At 45.0% G+C, this 24,080-nt stretch carries 19 protein-coding genes; 18 read left to right on the top strand and 1 reads right to left on the bottom strand.

Going from position 1 to position 24,080, the window contains the following annotated elements:
- The first annotated feature begins 100 nt into the window (after nucleotides 1-100).
- The 8 genes from A8708_RS04385 to A8708_RS04350 are packed head-to-tail and all read left to right on the top strand — an operon-like array spanning nucleotide 101 to nucleotide 7,994.
- Nucleotides 101-1,009 (top strand): ATP-grasp domain-containing protein, encoded by a 909-nt coding sequence (locus A8708_RS04385; RefSeq protein ID WP_204787461.1) that lies wholly within the window; start codon nucleotides 101-103, stop codon nucleotides 1,007-1,009.
- Entirely contained in the window at nucleotides 1,002-2,093 is a 1,092-nt protein-coding gene (locus A8708_RS04380) for a hypothetical protein (protein WP_068662303.1), read from the top strand. The genes A8708_RS04385 and A8708_RS04380 overlap by 8 nt, the downstream gene beginning before the upstream one ends.
- Entirely contained in the window at nucleotides 2,083-3,252 is a 1,170-nt protein-coding gene (locus A8708_RS04375) for a radical SAM protein (protein ID WP_068662302.1), read from the top strand. Before A8708_RS04380 ends, A8708_RS04375 begins: the two co-directional genes overlap by 11 nt.
- Before the next feature lie 40 nt (nucleotides 3,253-3,292).
- Nucleotides 3,293-4,276 carry an ABC transporter ATP-binding protein gene (locus A8708_RS04370; protein WP_068662301.1) on the top strand — a complete coding sequence of 328 codons (984 nt, stop codon included), beginning with the start codon at nucleotides 3,293-3,295 and terminating at the stop codon, nucleotides 4,274-4,276.
- Nucleotides 4,273-5,082, top strand: a complete 810-nt coding sequence (locus A8708_RS04365) for an ABC transporter permease (RefSeq protein WP_068662300.1) — start codon at nucleotides 4,273-4,275, stop codon at nucleotides 5,080-5,082. Before A8708_RS04370 ends, A8708_RS04365 begins: the two co-directional genes overlap by 4 nt.
- Nucleotides 5,083-5,085: 3 nt before the next feature.
- Entirely contained in the window at nucleotides 5,086-5,898 is an 813-nt protein-coding gene (locus tag A8708_RS04360; RefSeq protein WP_068662299.1) for an ABC transporter permease, read from the top strand.
- Nucleotides 5,899-5,915: 17 nt separating this feature from the next.
- A complete protein-coding gene (locus A8708_RS04355) occupies nucleotides 5,916-6,824 on the top strand; it encodes a methyltransferase domain-containing protein (protein ID WP_068662298.1) in 909 nt (302 codons plus the stop codon).
- Nucleotides 6,825-6,869: 45 nt separating this feature from the next.
- Complete coding sequence (locus tag A8708_RS04350; RefSeq protein ID WP_068662297.1) at nucleotides 6,870-7,994, top strand: hypothetical protein; 1,125 nt, start codon at nucleotides 6,870-6,872, stop codon at nucleotides 7,992-7,994.
- A 43-nt stretch (nucleotides 7,995-8,037) separates the two neighbouring features.
- Here A8708_RS04350 and A8708_RS04345 read toward each other — a convergent pair whose 3' ends face one another.
- Complete coding sequence (locus tag A8708_RS04345; protein ID WP_068662296.1) at nucleotides 8,038-9,081, bottom strand: LacI family DNA-binding transcriptional regulator; 1,044 nt, start codon at nucleotides 9,079-9,081, stop codon at nucleotides 8,038-8,040.
- A gap of 421 nt (nucleotides 9,082-9,502) precedes the next feature.
- On the opposite strand from A8708_RS04345, the gene A8708_RS04340 reads away from it, so the two are divergent.
- The 10 genes from A8708_RS04340 (at nucleotide 9,503) to A8708_RS04295 (ending at nucleotide 24,042) form a co-directional block, all read left to right on the top strand.
- On the top strand, nucleotides 9,503-10,858 hold the full coding sequence (locus tag A8708_RS04340) for an ABC transporter substrate-binding protein (RefSeq protein ID WP_068662295.1): 1,356 nt from the start codon (nucleotides 9,503-9,505) through the stop codon (nucleotides 10,856-10,858).
- A 136-nt stretch (nucleotides 10,859-10,994) separates the two neighbouring features.
- Entirely contained in the window at nucleotides 10,995-12,749 is a 1,755-nt protein-coding gene (locus A8708_RS04335) for a sensor histidine kinase (protein ID WP_239696533.1), read from the top strand.
- An 8-nt stretch (nucleotides 12,750-12,757) separates the two neighbouring features.
- The gene (locus A8708_RS04330; RefSeq protein ID WP_068662293.1) at nucleotides 12,758-14,374 is read left to right on the top strand and encodes a response regulator transcription factor; all 1,617 of its coding nucleotides are present in this window, start codon (nucleotides 12,758-12,760) and stop codon (nucleotides 14,372-14,374) included.
- A 230-nt stretch (nucleotides 14,375-14,604) separates the two neighbouring features.
- Complete coding sequence (locus A8708_RS04325) at nucleotides 14,605-16,452, top strand: glycoside hydrolase family 32 protein (RefSeq protein WP_068662292.1); 1,848 nt, start codon at nucleotides 14,605-14,607, stop codon at nucleotides 16,450-16,452.
- A gap of 24 nt (nucleotides 16,453-16,476) precedes the next feature.
- Nucleotides 16,477-17,409 (top strand): carbohydrate ABC transporter permease, encoded by a 933-nt coding sequence (locus tag A8708_RS04320; protein WP_239696532.1) that lies wholly within the window; start codon nucleotides 16,477-16,479, stop codon nucleotides 17,407-17,409.
- 19 nt (nucleotides 17,410-17,428) lie between these two features.
- On the top strand, nucleotides 17,429-18,265 hold the full coding sequence (locus tag A8708_RS04315; RefSeq protein WP_239696531.1) for a carbohydrate ABC transporter permease: 837 nt from the start codon (nucleotides 17,429-17,431) through the stop codon (nucleotides 18,263-18,265).
- Between the two features lie 45 nt (nucleotides 18,266-18,310).
- Complete coding sequence (locus A8708_RS04310; protein ID WP_068662291.1) at nucleotides 18,311-19,312, top strand: carbohydrate kinase family protein; 1,002 nt, start codon at nucleotides 18,311-18,313, stop codon at nucleotides 19,310-19,312.
- Between the two features lie 375 nt (nucleotides 19,313-19,687).
- On the top strand, nucleotides 19,688-19,810 hold the full coding sequence (locus A8708_RS37045; protein WP_420848528.1) for an AraC family transcriptional regulator: 123 nt from the start codon (nucleotides 19,688-19,690) through the stop codon (nucleotides 19,808-19,810).
- A gap of 96 nt (nucleotides 19,811-19,906) precedes the next feature.
- Entirely contained in the window at nucleotides 19,907-20,212 is a 306-nt protein-coding gene (locus A8708_RS04300) for an HAD family hydrolase (protein WP_068662289.1), read from the top strand.
- Nucleotides 20,213-20,922: 710 nt separating this feature from the next.
- On the top strand, nucleotides 20,923-24,042 hold the full coding sequence (locus A8708_RS04295) for a GH32 C-terminal domain-containing protein (RefSeq protein ID WP_068662288.1): 3,120 nt from the start codon (nucleotides 20,923-20,925) through the stop codon (nucleotides 24,040-24,042).
- Nucleotides 24,043-24,080: the final 38 nt, after the last annotated feature.

The raw sequence follows: 24,080 nt of genomic DNA, 5'->3' as shown, positions 1-24,080 counted from the left end.
CCCCTACTCTGTGTTGGAGCGAACGCAAGAGCTACAGAAATGCCATTTTACTACTCAGATATTCCCTTCATATGAAACGGTTAGACTAGTGAATTCAAAAATGTATTCAGCTGAGTTGTCCAAACGATTGACAGGGAGCAATGAAAGTTACCCAGTGCACAGTGCGGATGAACTGCATAATGTTTGCCAAACGATTTTATTCAAACATAAAGCTCTATTGATTAAAGATCCGTTTGGCGTGTCAGGAAAAGGAAATATAAAAATAGACTCGATTAGCGCGGTAAAGCGATTGGTGCAGTATATTCAAAGGCAAGAGCAACGCGGAGCCAATACGGCTTTTATCGTTGAGCCTTTCTTTGACGTAGAACGGGATTTCTCCTGTCAATTTCATCTTGAGCCAGACGGGTCATTCCGTTTTATCAGTATGCAGCAGATGCTTAATCATCATCTTGCTTACCTAGGCTCATATTCCATGGCCAAGGAAGCTGTGTATGAATTGGAAAACAGGGGTTATTTCAAAGTCATGGAGAACATAGGCTCGGCTCTGTACGAGCAAGGGTATTTCGGGCCAGTTTGTGTAGATTCCATGCAGTTGACGAATGGGACGTTAATCCCAATTGTGGAAATCAATGCTCGCAAATCCATGGGACTGATTAATCATTATCTTGACGGCTGGCTGGCAACTGATCACCGACAAGGATTCTTAACCTTTTTGTCCTTGGGCTACCGCAACCATTTTGATTACGAAGCGATGCTTCAGGACATGGAACGGGCCAAGCTTTTATTCACCCCCCTACAGGGAGAGGGCATTGTGCCCCTTTCTTCTGCTACGTTGCTCGTGAATGAACTATACCGAGACAGAGACGTCAGTATGGGAAATGAGGAGGAACCGTTTCTCAAAGGCAGGCTATATCTCTCGGTGTTCGCTAAAGATGTGGAAGTAAGAATGCGACTGCTGAGCGGCACGCGAGCTTTGCTTGCGAGTCAAGGGGTAAGTGTTTATGACTAATGCGGGCACAAGCATATTTTCTTTATTGTGTGCCGGCAATTCTCTGGGGGTATATGTCCCGGCCATTCAATTGAATTATCAGCTTCGGCAGCAAAATCAGCTCACAGAGATCCATATACTAGAAAATCTGTATAAAGATGAAATTAAGGCCAGAGTGCCAGCCATTAAAAAAGCCTTTCATGACCACTTCGATCTTGCCAAAAAATCGGCGAAATGGGTGCGGGATGCAAAGGAATCTTTGGACTCTGAAAAGGTCAAGGTTTTGTTAAGCCAGTGGTATGGCGAAAAAAGAACTCGGTTTATTGTATTTACCGGATTCTGGATCCCAGTCTTAGAGCAATATCAGAAGATGATGGAGCCTATTGAGATAAGAGTTGATTTGCTTCGCATGGACGCTGGTATATCGGCTTCTTATCAGGTGTACAAAGAGCGGTGTAACGTTTTTCGCAACATATGGTTTTTCAGTGCTGAAGAAAACAAAATCTTGAGAGAATTTACGGTTTCCAATCAACGTGCCCTGCCTTATTCGTCTCGGGATCAAGGTATCGTACTACATGGCGGGGGCTGGGGAATAGGGACTTACAGGGAAGCGAAGGAGATGCTGCTTGCCTCACATCACCGATTGACTATGCTTGCTTATGCATTCGAAGAGATTGAAATCCACGAACGAATTGCATATTACATGAATGATCCCGAGTGGAGTCCGTGGTCCCATGACGAACAAGGAAACTACACGTTTCCTCCACTCGGAATGATTAAGCATGGTAGGGAACCTATTTTTCACAATCAAGACTGTTATCCGCTAATGTTTGATGTTATTCGAAGCGCAAAGGCAATTGTCAGCAAGCCGGGAGGCTATTCTTTGTTTGAATCATTTGCCGCGGCTACGCCATTTGTATTCTTGGAGCCGTTCGCCGAGCATGAAGTCGTTAATGCGGAATTCTGGATCAGCCAAGGATTTGGGATCTGGTTTAAGCAATGGGAGAAGGAGCATTTCTCGGATCGTTGTATAGAAAAACTGCATGAGAACTTACTTGATGCCAGAAACCAGATTTCCCAAGGAGGACAGTACAATGCAACCTAAAACAAATGTACAGTTTGATGAGAATGTTTTTCAGAATATTAAAAGAACGATTATGAATATGTCGAGAGCAAGCCGTGCAAGAGCCATGGACCCACGCTACGCGATGGAGATTCCCGAGGATATAGGTATCAAATTGAACAACGGTTGCAATCTTCGCTGCAAACATTGCTATGAGTGGAACGAGGATGGCTTTCACTGGGATATGGCGAAATCAGAACAAAAGCGGGAAATCGATATCGAGATGGTCGATCGAATTCTTGCCTTTTCACGTCCTAAAAAATCGAAGCTGTATTTATGGGGAGGTGAACCGCTTTATTACAGCAAATTTGATGTGCTGGCCGATCGTCTAGAGAAAGATCTCAGAACGACAACCATCTGTACGAATGCCATTTTAATTGAAGAGAAGATGGATTCTATTCTTAAGTTTTCAGATGATCTTGTCCTGCTGATTAGCCTTGAAGGATTCGAGGAAGAGAATGATGCAATACGGGGCAAGGGTACTTTCAAGAAAGTGATTAACGCGATTGATTTGCTACTAGATCTTCAAAGAAAGCAGATTTATCGGGGCAAGATCTCGGTCAGTTTGACGATGAACGATCACATGATATCCAGGATGTTTGAGTTTATGAAGTTCTTTGAGGAAAAAGGCGTGGACTCCGTTTACTTCGTTTACCCATGGTATATTTCACCGGAGTCTGCAACTGAGATGGATCAGTATTTCTCAGAACATTTCAACTGGCTGCAGCCTTATCAAAGCCAATCATGCAGCTGGCATTCGTTTACTTACCATATTTCCCCTGAAAACATTCCGCAATTAAAGGAAGAAATCCGAAGAATCTCTAAGCATACCTGGAACATCCGCATCCGCACCATGCCAGCGCTGGAGGAGGATGAAATCGCACCTTTCATTAAGGGAGAGCCTCTCGTTGGGATGAAGCGGACCGAGTGTCTGTCCATATCGACAAGAATGGATTTTCTGCCAAATGGAGAAGTTACTCCTTGTAAATTTTTCCCTGAATTTTCCGTCGGCAGTATTCAGGATCGGGATGTCAAGGAAGTTTGGCATGGGGAATTATACGGTAAACACCGGGAGACTCTGTCCTGCGGATTGATGCCAATATGCTCGAGATGTGGTTTGCTTTATCATTATGGACGTTGATTCGATGGTAACAAGCAGTTAAAGGGGGAGACACGGGGCATTGGAAGCGATAAAAGTAGAAGAACTGTCCAAACAGTTCGAGTATTACACGAAAGAGTTGGGGATTAAGAACTCGATTAAAAACTTATTTTTTCGCGAAATGTTAATAAAGGAAGCCGTTAAATCGATTTCGTTCGAGATTCAAGAAGGAGAGTTTGTTGCTTTCCTAGGTCCGAATGGCGCGGGTAAAACGACGACGTTAAAAATGCTTTCCGGTATACTGCATCCGACCAACGGCTCCATTTCCGTGCTTGGATACAAGCCGTATGAGCGGAAAAAGGAATTCAAAAAACAGTTTTCGATCGTAATGGGACAAAAAAGCCAGTTGTGGTGGGATCTACCTGCATCGGAGTCAATTCTGCTCAATAAGTATATTTATCAGGTAGAAGATAAGGTATACAAGCAATCTCTGGATGAACTCGTAAGTTTGCTGAATGTCCAGCATGTGATGAACGTTCAAGTACGAAGGTTATCACTGGGTGAACGGATGAAGATGGAACTCATTGCAGCTCTTATTCATAGACCTAAGCTCATGATTCTTGATGAACCGACCATCGGACTCGACATTGAAACACAAAAGAAAGTAAGGAATTTTTTGAAATATTACAATGAACATCACAAAACCACCATTGTGTTGACGAGTCATTATATGAAGGATATTGAGGACCTCTGTACCCGTTCACTGCTGATTGCCGACGGCAAGCTGATTTATGACGGCAATTTAAAAGATATCAATGTGAAGTTGAACCAAAACAAGATTATTAAACTAAAATTTTCAGCAAGCGTCAAAGCTGATCAGCTAGCATGTTTTGGTACTGTTCGACACTCGGATCACGATCAGGCAACGCTGGAAATTCCGAGGGAACAGGTAAACGTGATGTCCAGAGAACTGTTGACGCAACTTCCGATCCAGGATATTTCGATTGAAGACATTCCTATTGAGGAAATGATAGTTTCCTTATATCAAAGGAACCGTGATGAATGAGAGCGTATGAGAAGTATTACCGCATCTTTAAGCTGGGAATCCAATCGTCGCTCGAGTATCGAATGGATTTCGTATTCTCCCTAATCAGCGCCTTTTTTCCGATCATGATTCAGTATTTCATATGGTCGGTTGTGTATGGCTCATCCGATTCCACGCAGTATTTCGGGTATTCGTATAACGAGATGATTCTATATACGATTATAGCGGCGATCGTGACCCGTATCGTAATTACCAATATGGATCATGAGATGGCGGTTGATATCAAAAATGGAAATTTAAACAAGTATCTTGTTCAGCCGCTTCACTATTTACGGTTTCGCATTAGTCATTTATTCGGACAGAAGCTGCTTTTTTTCTCCCTCATGATTATAGCTATTTTTACGGTTATACTTTACTTTTCATTTCAAAATGGAAACCCGATTCAAATTCGACGTCTTCTGCTTTTCTTGCTTGCAGTCCTGCTTGCGTTCCTGCTCAACATGATGATTTCCTATGCGATTGCAGCCATCGCCTTCTGGCTCTCGGAGATTTCTTATTTCTTCGAAATGACAGGCCTGATGGTAATTATTATCAGCGGAGGGATGTTCCCGATCGAAATATTCGGACCAAGAGTAAATATCTTGTTAACTTATCTCCCTTTCAAATTTACTATTTATTTTCCAGTGAACGTAATTAATGGAAAACTCGATATGGACGCAATTTTGCAAGGCATTGGTATGCAGTTTTTATGGATTGTCATCATGTATCTCATTTCTCGGATCGGTTGGAGCATAGGCATGAAAAAGTATCTCGGGTTAGGAGGATAACCATTGCGAACGGGGCTTGGTTCTCTCAAAAACTATCTTCTCATATATGGATTATTTATTAAACACTGTTTCATGGCTCAAATGGAGTATCGCTCCAATTTTATTATTGGGATCGGGGTTGAAATTGCCTATCTCATCTCCAAGTTGCTGTACATAGCGGTCGTTTACAAAACCGATTTGCATATCGGAGACATTTCGCCGGACGGGATCCTCATGTTCGTTGGTACGTTTACACTGATGACCGGAATTTACTCGGGGTTCTTTTTTTACAATTCCATCCGGATAGCGGAGTATATCAGAGAAGGCACATTGGATTTACTAATCGTAAAACCGATTTCGCTGCAGTTTCTTGTTACGCTGAGATACATGAATTTTGGAACTCCGATTCCCAATGTCGCAGCAGGGATTGTGATGGTAGTAATTGGCTGGCGCGCCATGGAAATCCCGGTAACGTTGCTTCATGTATCCGCGTATTTGCTCTTTATCGTGGTAGCGATAATTCTAACCTACTGCCTGATGTTTCTTCCGCATGTGCTATCTTTCTGGTTTGTCAATACGGGAGGACTGGCGATGATCTTCTATTCGATCTGGGATGCCAATAATATGCCCATGGCCATTTATTCCCGTTTGGTTCGAGGAATCGGCGTTTACATACTGCCGTTTATGATTATTACCAATTTCGGACCCTTATGGGTCATGAATAAGTTAAGTGTGTACCAACTGGTATGGGGACTATCTTCTCCTATCGTCGCATTGATTTGTTTTCGATTGTTATGGAAGCAGGGCATCAAAAAATACAACAGTGCCAGTAGCTGAGAATGGGAGGTTTAATTATGTTATCAACTGTCAGGCTTGTATGCCCTGCCTGCAAATCACTACTAGAGACAACCATTTATGAAATGAATATGAAATGTACGTTATGTTCAGCCAAATATCGGCAACATGATGGCATTCCGATCATGCTGCCTGATCAGTATGATGCACACAAAGAGGGGGTCAAACGAATGTTTACCTCCATGAATGAATCCCTGGAGGAGAAGGGATTGTCCCGATTCTCGACTTTTATCAATTGGGGTTATGTACCGCTTGAAGAGGATACCGGCGGATCTTTCAGGACGATGTCAAATTCGGTGCGACTTTTGGATGAGGTTATGGAAGGCATTGATTTGACAGGAAAAAATGTGTTAGAAGTTGCTTGCGGGAGAGGCGGTAATATTCGTGTCTTGTTAAAGAAGTATAAGCCCAAGTCCGTTATTGGCCTTGACCTGACGGAATCCAATATCACTTTTTGCCATCGGCATTACCGTAATCAACAAGCCTATTTTTGCGTAGGGGACGCCGAGCATCTTCCTTTTGCTGACAACTCATTTGATATCGTCTTGAACATTGAAGCATCGGACCTTTATCCGAATATGGAAGGATTCCTGGAGGAGGTTTATCGGGTTCTTAGGCACGGTGGGGTGTTTCTTTATGCAGATGATCTACCGGTTTCCAAATTGCGGAAGAGTGAAGCTTACACGCAAAACTTGGGATTCCAAGTTCGAACTTACCGGGACGTGACGAAGAATGCGATTCACTCTTGTGAATCTTCGCTTTCTACTCGCTTGAAGACTCTGAATGATGCGGTTGCAGCTGATGGTGAGATTATGGCGTCTTTGGGGGCGCCCGGTACGGATTTGGTCAAGGAAATGAAAGAAGGAAAGCGCCTCTATACGATCCGGCAGCTTATTAAACCCAGTTGATTAGTTGAAGCCTCAAGGCTGAAAAAAAGAAGAGGATGTGAGGTATTGAAGAGAATATTACCTGTTTATCTGGATACGGGACTTACCACGGATTGTTTTCATTTTATGAAACTTGCGCCTCTCTTTGGTGATGAACGTTTTCACCCTTGGTACATGGAAAGGTTTATTGAGCTGGAGATGGGAATGCGCGATGGAGAATCGATTGAAGATTTCTGGCTCCACTATTATCGGTTGGAACATGTCGATTTGGATCTTCTGTATCAAGGGGTATACAATTTTCATTACTTCACGGGTACAGATTTCTTGGATATTGTATCGACGTCGATAGACCATATCGATCAAGGGAGTTACGTGGTGCTGATTTGTGACAATTATTATATTCGCAATTCCGAACATTTCCGCAAGAGTCATGACATACATGAGTATTTATTGTTTGGCTACGACAAGCTAGAAAACATGTTTAACATTCTGGCAATAAAAGATCATAAATGGACGACGGAGACGGTTTCGTTCGAAGATATTAAACAAGGATTTGTTGGCGGGTTGGACACCATGCGAAATGAGTTTAAAGAACTTTATCGCCTGTTTCGTTATCATATGCCTGCAACCTCTTTTTCTCCTAAATTAAACGATATGAGAAAACCTAATTTGTCTAAAATGTTGGAGTCCATCGAGAATTATTTGACGGGCGAGGTTAGACAGATTGCCAAACGTAAAGGAGCAGGAGAGCGGCCTTACGGCAGCTACGTTGAATGGTCGGGCACTTGTATCTATGAAGGATTGCGGAATCGAATATGCGGGGTAGTCGAGGTAGAGCCTTCGCTGCTCATGGATAGAGGTATTATACTCGGCATCAAAAGAATGTATGAAAACAAACGGGGAATGTTAAACCGTCTGCATTATTTGCACAATAATGACTATATTCAATTGGATTGCAGTCTTACGGACATGTTCCAAGAGCTTTGCGAGAGTTTGGATAAACTTATGAGTTTAATGATGGTCTTCTATTATCGACCGGGATCGGAGGTTATGGCTTCTATCAAAAAAAGGATTAGCGAGACCGAGAAATTGGATCATACTGCTATGACAGGTGCATTTCAAGTCATCTATAATGGTTTGAAAAGGGGATTGCATCAAGAAGTGTCAGGCAGTGCACAGCAAATAACCTAACGGTGATTTCGCCGCTAGGTTATCCTCAAGATGGTGCCTTGAATCATGATTCATTTAAAGTTCCCGTTGATTCGCGGAATATCGGCTTTGTTTGGATATGAGTGATTTGAGGAGGCCTCTTGGGATTCTCGACCCTGGCCAATAACATAGCTGCAGCCATCACACCCATTTCTTCCCGGCAGATATGGACGGTTGTTAAATGTGGCTCCACGATTTGCGACTCAGGTGAATTATCAAAACCACAGATTACAATTTCCTTAGGAATTTGCACATTCTTGTTTTTTAGAATTCTCATCACGTTAATGGCAATAAAGTCATTGGCACAAATAAAAGCAGAGGGGAGGCTGTTCATATGATCCAACTGCAGACTCAACCAATTAGGGTCCGCAATGTATCGATCTTCTTCAACTATGCATACTTGGAGGTCAAGTTGTAAGCGAGATTCGATTAAGGCCCTTTGGAATCCTACCCATCTTTCATTGAAACTTTTGCAATGATGGTAATCGCCAATGAAGCCGATACTTGTATGACCATGGTCTATTAATTTTTTTGTCATGTAGTAAGTACTATGTTCGTTTTCCATGAGGATAACATCTGCTTCAAGTTCAGAATAAAAGATATCTGCAGTGGTATCAATAAAAATGGTTGGGATGCCTAAGGAGTTGATCAATTGTGTGTATTTCTTATCGAATAGCTCAATGCAAACAATTCCATCCACTTTTTTGGGATCAAAATTATTAGGCAGCACTAACGCCTGAATGTCCGATTCCCGAACGATATGAATGGATAAATTAAAACCGTCCGAACTGATTTTCTTCTCAAGTCCACCTAGAGATGAAGCGCCAAAATGACTATTACTAGGCATATTTGATGTTAAAAGGGCAATATTGCCCGTATTTTTAATGGTTAATGTGTTCGTATCTACTAAAGCCAATTGCTTGTAGTTTAACTCTATCGCACGCTTCAAAACCCTATTTCTCGTTTCTACAGGAATACTTTCAATGCCGTTAAGAGCTTTGGAAACAGTATTCCTGGAAAGTCCCAATGAGTCCGCGATATATTGGATCGTGATTTTTTCTTTACTCATAATTTTACTCCTTCTATGGACAATGACAATGATCGTATCGATAGATTAATTTAAAGTAAGTGTATACTGTTACAAGCCAAATGTCAATATGTCATGTTACAAATGTACAAATATGAATTTCGTTAAAGTGCATTTGCATAATTTTGTATAAGGTGATATTTTGATGTAGACAATAAGTCTTGATGTTTAAAAGTGATATTTCTAACTATTTTAGATAGATTAGTAGCTCGCTTCATTAATAGATAACAGGTGAAACACAGTCAAGTAGAGATGCTTACACAGAAGTGCTTACACAGAAGTGAGCTGCAGGATATGATAATTTTATAAGTTAGAAGCAGAGCATATTGAATTTATTGTTTTGTCCCCTTTGATAAGATAGTAACAAGAACAACAATAGAGTAATGAGAGGGGCAATAATTGAATGAAAAAACTTAGTCAAACAGTCGTAAGCGCTATCGTAATTGGTGGATTGCTGGCGGGATGTTCATCCCAAAGCGATAGTGGAAGCACTTCTTCGCCATCAGCACCAAGCCAAACAGATCCAGCCGTGAAAAAAGATGAAAAAGTAAAACTCACGTTCTGGAGAAACTCGGGGAATGATACGGAGAATGCAGCTTACGACAAGTTAGTGGCTTCTTTTATGCAGAAGTATCCGAATATTTCCGTGGAAATGACACCGATTCCATACTCGGATTATGACACGAAATTACGCGTATCCATCGCTTCCGGAAGTCCGCCGGACATCATGGCTCTTGATGCGCCAACCGTCGGTTCGTATGCGAACGCGGGAGCTCTTAAGCCATTGACGACGTACTTCAAGACAGACGGCAATATGGAGGATATTCCGAAATCAACACTAGCAACCTACACGTATCAAAATGAAATTTACATGGCACCGCTGACCGAGTCTTCCATTGCGATGTTCTATAACAAAAAGCTTTTCCAAGCGAAAGGCATTCCGCTTCCTTCCAAAAACCCTGATGAACCATGGACATGGGATCAAGTATTGGATGCTGCGAAGAAAGTGAATGATCCTGCGAACGGAATCTTCGGTATCGATCCTGCACAAGGCTTTGGCAACGCAGGTGCAACAGCCTACTTCAAATATCCAATCATTTGGCAGCTTGGCGGCGAGATCATGAGTCCAGACGGTAAAACGTCCAAAGGCTTTTTAGATTCACCACAAACAAAAAAAGCCGTACAATTCTTCTCCGATTTGTACAACAAAGATAAAGTATCTGCACTGGAGTATCCACCAGATCCGTTCCCGAACGGCAAACTGGCAATTACGATTGACGGCTCGTGGTCCTTGGCTAATTTGAAGGAGAAATTCCCTAATTTCAAATTAGGCGAAGACTATGATATTGCACCATTGCCAAAAGGAACAGCGCAAGCGGTAGCCAACGGCAGCTGGGCGCTTGGTATTTCGGGGAAAAGCAAGCATCCAGATGAAGCCTGGAAGTTCATTAACTGGGTTACTGGGGAAGAAGGACAGAAAACGTATGCGGGTATGACGAAGGATATCCCATCCCGTTATTCTTCTGCCAAGGCGTTCCCAGAGCTGAATGAGTATCCGAAGAACATCTTCGTTATTCAGAATCAGAAGTACGGCAGACCGCGTCCAATCACGCCGATCTTCCCGCAAATGTCAGATGCTGTGAACAAAATGTTTGAGGATGTCACGATCGGCAAAAGGAACATTGATGCTTCCATCGCAGATGCCATAACGACAATTGATAAAGCGTACGCAGATGTTCTAGCACAGCAGAAGAAGTAAGCAGCTCCAGATAAGTGAGACGAATCATTTTAATGATCGTCTCTTTGTCGTTGTTACGACAGACGGCCCGGGGTATGATATAAAGTATCAGACAGAACGGGGGACTATTATGTTTTTCTCATTGAGGAGCCGTTTGATGGCGGTATTCTCGGTTCTACTGCTTCTTCCTTTTGCCACTTTGGCCTATATCCTTAGTGAAGAAGCGACCAAGTCAATCAAGTCATCGATCGAAGCTTCAACATCGCAAACGATCGAGCAGTTCGCCTCGCATGTCGGGACGTTGCTTACGCAGGTCGAGGACACGGGCAATCAGGTGGTGAGCGCCAGAACGACGCAGGATTGGTTGACCGTACATTTGAATCCGGATAGTACGATTCAGGAACGCGTTCTCACGAAGCAACGATTGCGGGAGTACTTCTCCTCCTATGGGGTGAACAACTCCAGTGGCATTTCTATTAGTGCTTTCGCCGAGGATGCTGGCGGTGTCTGGACGCAGGACAGAACCTATAAGAACAGCGCGTGGTTTCAGGATTTTATGAAAGAAAATAAACGTTGGACGACGGCACACAAGGATGTCGATCAGTCGGATGAATTTATGAGGGCGCGTTCGATTAATAGTTTCCTTTTTCCACTCGTTCAGCTGCAATCGCTTAAAAATAGAGGTTTCATCAAGGTGAATTATCCAACAACCTTGCTTCGCAATGCCATTGAAAAGATCCATGTGGGGAAGACGGGGAAGGTCGTTTTGCTGACGCATGACGGCAACAGTGTGCTTGATCAGAATCTATCCGAAGACAAGGACATGCTGGGGAAAGGGCTTAAGCAGATTGATGCACGTTTTGATGGGGAAGCTAGTGGAATTTTCCCATTGGAGGCAAAAGGAGAGACGAATCTGCTTTTTTTCCGCAAGCTGCCCCCTCAGAATTGGACGATTATCGGGAGTGTGCCTGAGGCTGAATTGTATAAAAAAATCACACACATTCGCCAAACGATGCTTGTCGTTAGCATTTTGTTGCTGATTATCGCGATATTAACAGCCTTTTGGCTGTCGGCAGGCATTACCAAGCCGCTGAGTGTGATGGGGAGAGCAATGAGGCATGTAGAGCGAGGGGAGTTTCATCAGGCGCTGCACGTGATGCCGAAGGTTGGCGAGGGCCATAGCGAAGTGAACTATGTTACAAGAGTTTTCGAGCAGATGACGCACCGACTGCGCTATTTGATCGAGACGGAGTTCGAAACGAACTTGCGTAGGAAAAATGCTGAGTATAAGGCACTGCTGCTGCAAATCAATCCGCATTTTTATAATAATACGCTTGAAATCATTAGCGGTCTGGCCGCGATGAAGAGGGAAGACCTTGTAATGGATGCGACGGAAGCTCTGGGCAAAATGATGAGATATTCCCTCAACCTGGGTAGTGATTTGGTTCGAGTAGTGGAAGAAATGGCGTATATTCGGGATTATTTGTTCATCCTTCATTTGAGGCATGAGGAAAGACTACAGATTGTGATTGAAGAAGATCCCGTGGTAGACCAGTTCTTAATCGCGAAATTCATCATTCAACCCCTGGTAGAAAATGCAGTGAAGTATAGCTTAGAAAAGGACGGCGTCGCGCAGGTTACCTTAAGGACGAAGTTGCAGGTGGATAAATTGCTGATCTCCGTGAAGGATAATGGCATTGGAATGTCTGAGGAATTAGTCCGAAGTTTACTAGAAGAAATCAAAACGGGCGATTCTGTTGCGATTCTCAGTACCGAGGGGCAGAGTATCGGGCTTCGTAATGTGTTATCCCGATGTCGGCTGAATTATGGCGAACAATTTCAGATAGAGCTGCATGCCAAGCTGGGTGAGGGGACGGAATTGAACTTAATTCTACCGTTGATAAGGAGCTGACAATCGAGATGTACAGAATCATGCTGATTGATGATGAGGTCGGCGTTCGTAATAGCATTAAAGCCAAAATCGATTGGAAATCCGCCGGGTTCGAAATCACGCAGGAAGCGGCAAATGGCCTGGATGCCTTACAGCTTCTGGAGGCATATCCGCTGCCGGATGTTATTATTACAGACGTTCGCATGCCGCAAATGGACGGAATTGCCTTCGTTAGCGCATGCAAGGAAAAGTACCCTGCGCTTCGTATTATTGTGCTCTCGGGCTACTCGGATTTTGAATATATGAAGGCTGCTATTCAGCTCGGGGTGAAGGATTATCTGCTCAAACCTGTGGTTCGCAGTGAGCTGACCGCACTTCTCGGCAAGCTAGCAGCGGAGTTGGAAGAGGATCGCAATCGCCTGCGGGAGCAAGGTCAAGAGGAAATCAAAAACCATCAACAACTGGGGTTGATGCAAGAGCAACTTATTTGGCAGCTGGTGAAGGATGAATGGTTCAGCGTATCTACCATGAAGGAACGGATGGAGCAGTTGCAATTATCAGCGTTAGCAGTTGACGATGTCCATGTTCAATTTGTAACTGTAGAGATGCGTATCCCACCAGGGCGCTTAGACGATTGGAGTGAGCGGAAAGACTTACTGTATTTAGCTTTTCAGATGTTGTGTCGGGAGTCCGCGCAGAAATGGGAGCATATTTATCCGTTCTACGCGATGAGTCACCCTGCGATGATACATTTCGTTATACGGGTTCAAATTGCCGAGCATGATCGCTTCTTGGCTGAATTCGTGCGTAAGCTGAAAAGGGACATCCAAAACTACCTCAAAGTAGACAGTGTTCTTGGTATTGGCGAGCCTATCAACGGTTTGAGGCAGCTCAAAAATGGCTACGCATCTAGCATGCTTGCCTGGAGCCAGAGCACGATTCATTCCGATAAAGCGGGGCTGGATCGGAATATGCTCGCCATGACGCATAGCTTTTCACCTGAGATGGAGAGAAAGCTGATGCAAAGCATAGAAAATCTCGATATGCCTGCTTTTACAAAGCAGTTACAAGCCATTTTCTCCGCGGATCGAGATACGCCAATGTTTGTGTTCACCTTTTTGGCGTTGCGCATGATTCTCCTGTTTAACGCCATTGCGAAGAAATTTGAGCTAGGGGATGCGTCCTTACAGAGCTATCTCTGGAACTGCCAGATGAGTGTGAGAGATTACTCCTCTCGGGAGCAAGTGCTCGACCAGCTGCACGACATGGCCAGGCTAGTTATGGAAGAGGTGAGGAAAACCAGGTTCTCCAGTGGTCAGCAAATGATGGAAGCCATTCGCAATTACGTGGATGAGAACTTTTCCTATGAGCTCACGCTGGCCTCGTTGGCCAACATGTTTCATCTGAATGAAACGTATTTGTCTGGACTGTTCAAGCAAAGCGTGGGTGTAACTTTTAGTGACTATATCACGAGGCTGCGTCTGAATAGGGCTGCGGATTTGCTCAAAGAAAGTGAACTCAAGCTAACGGATATTGCTACGTTGGTGGGATACTCTAGCTCGAGCTATTTTAGTACGGCTTTCAAGAAGTTCTACGGGAAGGGACCGAAGGAGTATCGGGAGGAGGGGCAAAGTAAATTTTTATAATTTTGTGCACCATCGGCTCAAAATCAGCACTTGCTAATAGTGAGAATTTCAAACCAAAATACCTTCATCCAACAGATGAGGGTATTTTGCCGTCTGCTAACGAGCCCCATCACGTTACTTCCCTGCAAATCATTTTAAAACACAACTCCCAATAATATTGAAATCTTTCTATTCGCGGACTCGTTACAATAACGATACATCAAAACAGACAGCGATTAGAGGGAGGCACCATGTGGAAGAAAATAGGGTTATGGATGGCAGGTAGTGCCGCGATCGTAGTTCTGGTTTGGGGGGGGACAGTTCTGGTCGCGGGGAATGGAAAAACAATGGACTCGACCAGGGAAACAACCTTCTCCTATGCGAAGGATCCTACTTATTATACGGAAAAGTTTCGCCCTCAGTATCACCTGTCGCCGGAGTCAGGAAATCTAAGTGATCCGAATGGCATGGTGTATTTCGAAGGGGAGTATCATCAATTTTACCAAAATAGCGGCCAATGGGGTCACGCGGTTAGTAGGGATTTAATCCATTGGGAACATCTGCCGATCGCTCTTGCCAGGGATTCGCTCGGTGAAGTTTGGTCAGGCAGCGCGGTTGTGGATGCGAAGGATACGAGTGGATTCTTTGGCGGCAAGGCGGGGCTAGTCGCGATTTTTACGCATTATAAAGGCGGCCTGCAATCTCAAAGCATTGCATATAGCTCAGATAAAGGACGAACATGGAGCAAATATGAAGGAAATCCAGTGATTCCTAATCCGGGATTGAAGGACTTTCGAGATCCCAAAGTGATCTGGCATGAGCCTACGAAATCTTGGGTGATGGTGGTATCGGTCGACAATCGTGTTCAATTCTACACATCACCTGACCTGAAAGCATGGAAGCTTGCAAGTGAGTTTGGAAAAGATCAAGGCTCCCATGCGGCGGTTTGGGAATGTCCGGATTTGTTCGAGCTACCTGTAGAGGGCACCCAAACGAAGAAGTGGGTCTTAACTATCAGCATCGGTAACAACAACACAACCAAAGGCTCCACAGCGCAGTACTTCGTAGGCTCGTTCGACGGTCACACGTTCAAGAACGAAAACCCACCTTCCGATGTCTTGTGGACAGATTCTGGGAAGGATTTCTATGCCGCTATGTCCTATTCGGATATTCCGGCCAAAGATGGACGTCGCATTTGGCTAGGCTGGATGTCCAATTGGCGTTATCCGTTCGTGATGCCGACAGGGGCTTGGAAGGGGAATTTGTCTATCCCGCGCGAGCTGCGGTTGAGGAATATCCCTAATCAAGGCATACGATTGATTCAGGAGCCGATCAAGGAGTTGCAAACGCTGCACGGCAAAGAAGTATCGATTAAGAAGCAGCAGTTAGCAGATGGGGTTAATCCTTTTGAACGTGTAAAAGGAACTTCATATGAACTTGTCTCGGAGTTGACTATTCAGCCAAATAGTAAAGTAGAATTCCAACTTCGTAAAGGAATCGATCAAACAACGAAAGTCACCTATGACGCTTACGCTGAAAAGCTAACGATTGATCGAACTCATTCTGGGATCAGTTCATTCGAGAAAAACTTTGCCGAACAGGTAACGGCACCATTGAAGCTGAAGGATGGCAAGCTTAAGCTTCAATTTTTCGTGGACGAGGCTAGTTTGGAGATATTTGCCAATGACGGCGAGGCTGTTGTCTCCAGCCTGATCTTCCCTGATCCTACGAGCAATCGACTGGACTTGACCGCGTCAGAGGGCAGCGTCATGTTGGAAAAAGCGCAGTTTTATCCAATGGGGACGATTTGGCGTAAGGAGGATGTGGATGGGGCAACGCCTCAAAGAATAGTGTTAAACAAAACTATGCTTGATATAGAGGCGAACAGCAGCCAACATGTCGCAACATCCGTTCTTCCCCTGAGCGCACCACAGGAGCTGAAGTGGACATCTAGTGATGAAGGAATCGCGTCCGTTTCAGTAGATGACGAGGGGGCAGTTGTGAAAGGTGTCAAGACAGGGCAGGTTGAAATCAAGGCGACTAGCCAGGATGGGTCTGTCACGTCGAGTCTCCAAGTGTATGTTTTTGATGGTAAATGACAGATGTGAATGGAGAGGTGAGTTATGGCTACTGTAGAAACGATGGAAATGGTGAAAACGGTAAGTTCCAATAAGAAAAGATTGCAAAGCTTTCGCAAGCATGAGCAAGCTACTGCATTCTGGTTTATATTCCCGGCAATAGCCTTGCTGTTTGTGTTCGTGTTTTATCCTATGTTGCAAGCATTTCTGATCAGCTTCAAAAATTATTCATTAGTCGGCGCTGGCGACGTGTTCGTCGGTATGGATAATTATATGCAGCTTATGAAGGATCGCGCCTTTTTTAATAGCTTGAAGCACTCATTTTATTTTGCTCTGATTGTAATTCCGATTCAAACGAGCATTGCACTTGGCCTTGCCCTGTTAATTCAGAAGAAAACCGCGACTTCCGGGCTTTTCCGAACGCTTTATTTTATCCCGGTTATTATATCGACGGCAGTGGCTGCAACGGTTTTTAAGCTCATTTATAACAAAGAGTTCGGCCTGTTGAACAGTGTGCTCAAAGCGCTGCACATGCCGATTACAAGTTTCCTATCCGATCCGAAAACAGCGATGAACGGTATTGTTGTCCTCGGAATTTGGAAAGGTGCTGGGTTTTTCATGATCATTTTCCTAGCAGGCTTGAACAATATCTCACCTGATCTCTATGAAGCAGCCAGAGTGGATGGCGCATCACGGATACAGCAGTTTTTTAAAATTACATTTCCATTGCTCAATCGGACGATGGCTTTCGTGGTCATCATGACGACGATCGATGCGATCAAACTCTCGAGCTTAGTCTTCGTACTGACAAATGGTGGACCCAATAGCTCAACGGAAACAGTTGTTTTCTACATTTATAAACTGGCTTTCACGCAAATGAGGATGGGGTACGCGACGGCCGCGGCTTTTGTACTGTTCGCGATTGTATTGACGATTTCACTGATCCAAATGAAGCTTTTCAACAAAGACACAGACTGACAACGAGGAGAGATTCGCTGTGAAGAGGTTAACAAACATCGTAACGATGATCGTCATGATAATAATTGCTCTGATTTCTGTCGCTCCTATCCTATGGATGGTTACTGGCGCTTTTCGGCCTTATCAAGAGCTTTTCAAATATACATCGTTGAATATTCACTTACTAGTTCCCGTAGAATGGACATGGAAGAACTTTCATAATGTCATTTTCAATGCGCGAAATCCGTTCTTGCGCTATATCTGGAATACACTGTTCGTGGCTTCCATCGTAACGATGCTAGTGTTGATCATCAATTCAATGGCGGCATTTGCGTTTGCAAAGCTTAGGTTCCCTTTCAAAACCGTCGTATTTGCCTTATTTATGTCGGCGATGGTGATTCCGGGTGAGGTCACCCTCGTGCCTAACTATTTGTTAATGCATGATTTGGGCTGGTTGAATTCGTACAAAGCATTGATTATTCCTTCTATGTTGTCCGTATTCGGGATCTTTATGTTACGCCAATTTTTCGCGGAGGTTCCGAACGAAATGATGGAAGCTGCTCGGATCGATGGAGCAAGCTTGCCTCGCACTTTTGTAGCTATTGTGCTTCCGGCTGCCGTGCCTGCGTTAATTACGCTTGGACTGATGACCTTCCTAGGGAACTGGGATTCCTATCTATGGCCGCTCATTGTGATCAATGATCAGAAAATGCAGATGATCCAAGTCGGGATTTCCACATTTTCCTCGAATGAGGGGACGGATTGGTCCAAGGTATTGGCGGCGAATACGTTATCTACCGTTCCGATTTTACTGTTATTTCTATTTTTGCAGCGTTACTATATTCAAGGGATTACGATGTCGGGCATCAAAGGATAAGACGGAATTTGGACCAAATTATACAAATGAATGGGGGGCTTGGGCATGAACTTCGATGTGGTTGCGCTTGGGGAATACTTGATTGATTTCACGCCTGCTGGTCGTTCTGAAGCGGGACAGCCGTTGTTTGAACGTAACCCGGGCGGAGCACCGGTGAATGTGGTAGCTGCTTTGGCGAAGTTCGGCAAGCGAGCGGGGTTCATCGGAAAGGTGGGCAGTGACCCGTTCGGTTTGTATTTGCGTGAGGCTTTGCTTGATGTCGGTGTGTCGGACCATGGGTTAGTAGCGACAGATGAGGCGCATACGACGATGGCATTCGTTCAGCTGGATGCAGAAGGTGATAGATCTTTTCATTTCGCTAGAAATCCTGGTGCGGACCAGTTGTTGAGGGAGGATGAAGTCCATTTAGCTATGCTGGCGGAGGCGAGAATTTTTCACTTTGGTTCGATTTCGATGACGGCGGAGCCAGTGTACACAGCGACATTAAAGGCTGTGCATGTTGCGAAGGAGCGGGGGGCACTGATATCTTATGACCCGAATTGGCGTCCTTCGTTGTGGAAGGATGAGGCGCAAGCGCTTGAGGCCATACATGTTGGTTTAAGCTTAGCGAATTTAGTTAAGGTTTCCGCAGAAGAACTCGTCTTTTTGACGGCAGAGCAGGATCTGGAAAAGGCAGCGAGACACCTGGTTGAGCAGTATGGGATTACCTTGCTATTGGTCACAGCAGGAGGATCTGGTTCTTTTTATCAGATGAAAGATTGGTGGGGCAAGGTGGATACCTACCCCGTTCTTACGGTGGATACCACAGGTGCTGGAGATGCGTTTCTCGGTGCTTTGTTATATAAAGTTTTGGAGATGGGGATGCCTCTGCAGGAATGGCAGGAAGAGGAGTTGCGAGAAGCACTGGACTTTGCTAATGCCGCAGGGGCGCTGGCGACAACTCGGAAGGGGGCCATCCCGTCGCTTGGTACGTTTGAGGAAATTCATGCGTTAATGCAAGAGGGAAATAGACCAAGTTCCACTTCTGACCCCCGAAGAACTGGATGAATGATCGGAACGTTTAATATACGACGATGGTGAGTACCACCACTTCTATCAATACACGGTTAGTTCCATCACTCTCGACTTCCCACACATGTCCGAAGTATCCATCGGATCGGTTAGAGACGGTTATAAGGAAAATCCAGCAAACCCTTGTGTTTGCTGGAATTTTTCATTTCAAAACTTATTTGTCCCCCAACAATGTAGAGACTCCGTGGGCAGATCGAGATAGGAGGTTACCGATTTGCAAAAGAAATATCTGGATTATGAAAACGACAGAAAAATAATTCGGGTCCAACAGAAATATTTTCCTACCTCAGAGGATGTATATTCGGTCAATTTGGCGACAAAAGATTACACATTTGGAGGAAATCCTAATTTTTGGCTCCCGAAGTCGGCTTTAAGGACGACAAATATTTCTATAGAGTGTTTAAATGTCGACTTGGTGTGACACCGGACGAATATCGCAGGAACAAGCACATGCAGTCCCAAAATATTTATTGATGTACTGCGACAGTTCTCAATAACCATGGTTTAAATGTGGATGAAGTGAGAACTGCTGACAAACTGCTTTAGTGATTATAAAGGAGAATGTTGGCCATGAAGAAAAACTTGTGGGTGTTTAATATTGATAACACTCTAGCTAATACGAATGAAAAAATTCAGGAACGCGTGGATGGGTTTGGAACAAAGCTATGCCCCTTCCCGCTTCCTTCTGGTTTTTTCGAGGATAACCCGGATGTTTTCTTGGGAGCAGCTCCTTATAGCGGTTCAGCAGAAGCCCTACGGCGCCTTGAAGAAACGGGTTCAAAAGTTGTATACGTGACTACTAGATCTCCATGGTTTAGGAATCTCACCGAACATTGGCTTCGTATGAATGGCTTTCCTCTAGGCGAAGCCATATAACAAAGGATATCCAAACCGTTTTGAGACATGGTCGGTGTTTCCGCTAGCAGGAGCAGCGATTTCATAACAAGGAGGAAGCCCGGTTGGGCTTTTTTTGCGTCATGTAACATGTTCGTCATGGAATTTTTAGATCAAGCTGAAGGCATAGAGGTGAGGTAACGTACAAGTGGGAGTATAAACATTTTAAAAGTATGAAACAGAGAATATTGAATTTAATCGCCTCTTTCATTTGATACGATGATTTCGTAAGGCTCATACACAATTAAGAATGGGGGAGTTAATCGAGTAAGTTAATTCGTTTACAGCACAATGCTTGCCGGGACTACAACAAACAGAACCAGGTCTTCTTAAACAACAGGGTAAAGACAATGCAAAATAAATAGGTGCAAGTGAACCTGAATGTCTTCTTGAAACCGTCACTATTTAAGTAATTGAGTACATGGATTCCCGTAGATGTCGGTTTGATTTCTTCTGGTAGTAGATAGAATGACTGCTTTGTTCTATCGTAGAGAAAACACCTCTTCGATATGGTAGTGATTGCTCGATACTCACACTTTACCAATCGAAGCGGTGTTTTCTATGTTATCAGGCTGACAATTCAACAGAGCACAACTCCAGGCTACTGAAATGGTTAAGCTGATTTTCTAGGTGTGAAAGCTGAGTTTATTGATTATCATTTACACAATCCAATGAATGGGAGTGGATGGCTGATGTTGAAGAATCGAATGTTTTATGGGGTAAAGCTCATACTTGTGATGATGCTTGCCATACCGATTTTATGGTCAGGTAACGCTGCAAGAGCAGCGGCCGATGGTTCCGGGGTGAATACGAATCTAAGTGGATGGGGGACGTCGGGGGATGCGGGGACGTTAATGAACAATGCAGACGGGAAGCTGTTAACATCCACTGGCAATTTCTTTGGATTGTCCACCACGGTTGCTGACAATTTCACGTATGAAGCGGATGTGACCATTCGCCAATTCCAAGGGGTAGGTGCATTGGTATTCCGCTCCAATAACAGCGGCTGGGGCTCTTATATGCTGCAGATCGATCCGGTGGGCGGCCGGATTCGCTTGAAGGATGCGAACGGAGATCGGGAGCTGGGCGTATACGGCGTTTCGCTTGCCTCTAACACAACCTATCACCTGAAAGTGAGAGCTGTTGGATCAACGCTCGAGGTATACTGGGGGAACAATGCTACACCTGTTATTAATGTAAATGACACTTCTTACAACGGAGGTTGCTTAGGTCTTCAAGTTTGGAACAGCTCGATGCTTTTCCAGAACATTATAATGACGCCGGAATCAACCACTCCGAATACTCCAAACGTGAACACGAACTTAAGCGGATGGGCGACGTCGGGGGATGCGGGGACATTAACGAACAGTGCAGACGGGAAACTGCTCACGTCTGGCGGCAATTACTTTGCGCTATCGACAACGACTGCCAACAATTTCACGTATGAAGCAGATGTGACCATTCGCCAATTCCAAGGGGTAGGCGCATTGGTGTTCCGTTCCAACAATAGCGGTTGGGGTTCTTACATGCTGCAGATCGATCCGGGAGGCAGCAGAATTCGCTTGAAGGATGCGAACGGAGATCGGGAGCTGGGCGTATACAGCGTTTCGCTTGCGATCAATACAGCCTATCATCTGAAAGTGAGAGCTGTTGGATCAACTCTCCAGGTTTACTGGGGGAACAATGCTACCCCTGTGATTAATGTAAATGATACCGCTTACAATGGAGGGTGCTTAGGTGTTCAAGTTTGGAACAGCTCGATGTTGTTTCAGAACATCATAATGACACCGGATTCAACAACTCCTAATAATCCACCCGTGAACACGAACCTAAGCGGTTGGGTAAATAGTAATCTGAAAGGATGGACGTCAACGGGCGAGTGGACATTGAATTCGAACGTTGTTAAAGGAGTCGGATCTGCGAATGCTGAAGCGACTATTATCGCCGACAGTGTGGCAAGCGATTTCGTGTTCGTGGGCGACGTAACGGTGGATTCGGGGGCGCCGCAAGCGGTCGCAGGGTTGATGTTCCGTACCGACAGGGAAGGCACGAACGGATATATGCTTCGGATACGGCCGAGCGATCATACCGTCACATTACTCAAAAAACACGGGAACACCGAAACCGTCATCCAATCGAAATCCGGCATTCCTTTGTCCACTGGCAACAAACACCATATTGAAATAACAGCGGAAGGTTCGAACCTTACGGTTTATGTCGATGGGTATTCAGCGGAAAAGATCGTAGCACAAGATGCGGACTTTAAGAGCGGATACGCCGGAATGACAGTGACGAATGGCGCCGCCTACTATCAAAATGTGTATCTTACGCCATACAGCGATTATTATACGGAAACGTACCGGCCGCAATACCATTTTACGGACGCGCGAGGATGGGCCAGCGATCCGAACGGACTGGTGTATTTTGAAGGTGAATATCATCTGTTCCACCAGGATGGAGGCCAATGGGCTCATGCCATCAGCACCGACCTTTTACATTGGAAGCAGATGCCGTTTGCGTTGACATGGAACAACTTGGGGCATATTTGGTCGGGGTCCGCGGTTGCGGATGTAACCAACGCTTCAGGGTTGTTTGGGGATTCGGGCGGCAAAGGTTTGATTGCCTATTATACTTCACACCATCCAGATAAACCGAACGGCAATCAGAAGATCGGGGCTGCGTACAGCAAAGACAAGGGGCGCACGTGGGTATATTATGGGGACGACGCCATAGTGCCCAACCCGGGCGGCATAGACGGCAATTGGGATTTCCGCGATCCGAAAGTCGTGCGCGACGATGTCAATAACCGATGGATTATGGTGGTATCTGGCGGGGATCACATTCGCTTCTATACATCGACGGATCTGCTTCATTGGACGTGGACAGACAATTTTGGGTATAGCCAGTATATACGCGGAGGGGTGTGGGAGTGCCCGGATTTGTTCCAACTTGCGGTGGATGGGAATGCGAACAATAAAAAATGGGTGCTGATGATCAGTACCGGCGGCAACCCCAATACGCAAGGTTCGTCGGCGGAATATTTCATTGGTCAGGTAACGGCGGAAGGGAAGTTCGTTAATGACAACCTGCCGGGCAAAGTGTTGCTTACCGACTCCGGGAAAGAGAATTACGCTTCGATGTCATTCTACAACACACCAGATAATCGGCGCATTACGCTGGGATGGATGTCAAATTGGGATTACCCATTTAGCTTCCCGACCGAAGGTTGGAAAGGGCAATTGACAATTCCCCGCGAGCTGTCGTTAAAGACCGTGAACGGGAACGTCATCCTTGCCCAGAATCCGATTAGCGAACTGAGTTCATTGCGTGGAACCGATTTCTCTGTTAACAATGTTTCGGTAACACCGCAATCCGGCAATATTCTCCGAACGGTTAATGGAAAGGCATACGAAATTGACGTGGAACTCCAGCTCCCCAATTCCGGAGCGGCTACCGAGTTCGGATTCCGATTGCGGGAAGGCGGAGGACAGAAGACGGTCGTCGGCTATCGGAGTACCGATAACAAGATGTTCATTAATCGATCCGCTTCCGGCAGGACGGATTTTGCTACCAATTTTACGACGTTGCATGAAGCGGTTGTGCAGCCCGTCAACGGTGTCGTCCGAATGCATATCCTTGTGGATGAGTCTTCTGTAGAGCTATTTGGCAACGACGGGGCAGTAGTCTTCTCTGATATCATCCTACCGGATTCCTCTAGCAACGGGATGAGCTTTTATGCATCCGGTGGAACGGTTGTCGTGAAGGCATTACACGTGTATTCCTTGAAAAATACATGGAGAAGTACGAACTAGATAGCAATACCGTACAATGAATAGCGCTGGATCGCCGA

It is taken from the genome of Paenibacillus oryzisoli (genome assembly GCF_001653565.1).
In the GTDB taxonomy this organism is placed as follows: Bacteria; Bacillota; Bacilli; order Paenibacillales; family NBRC-103111; genus Paenibacillus_E; species Paenibacillus_E oryzisoli.
Note: the sequence above shows the minus strand (reverse complement) of the source record. Positions and strands in the feature narration are given on the sequence as shown.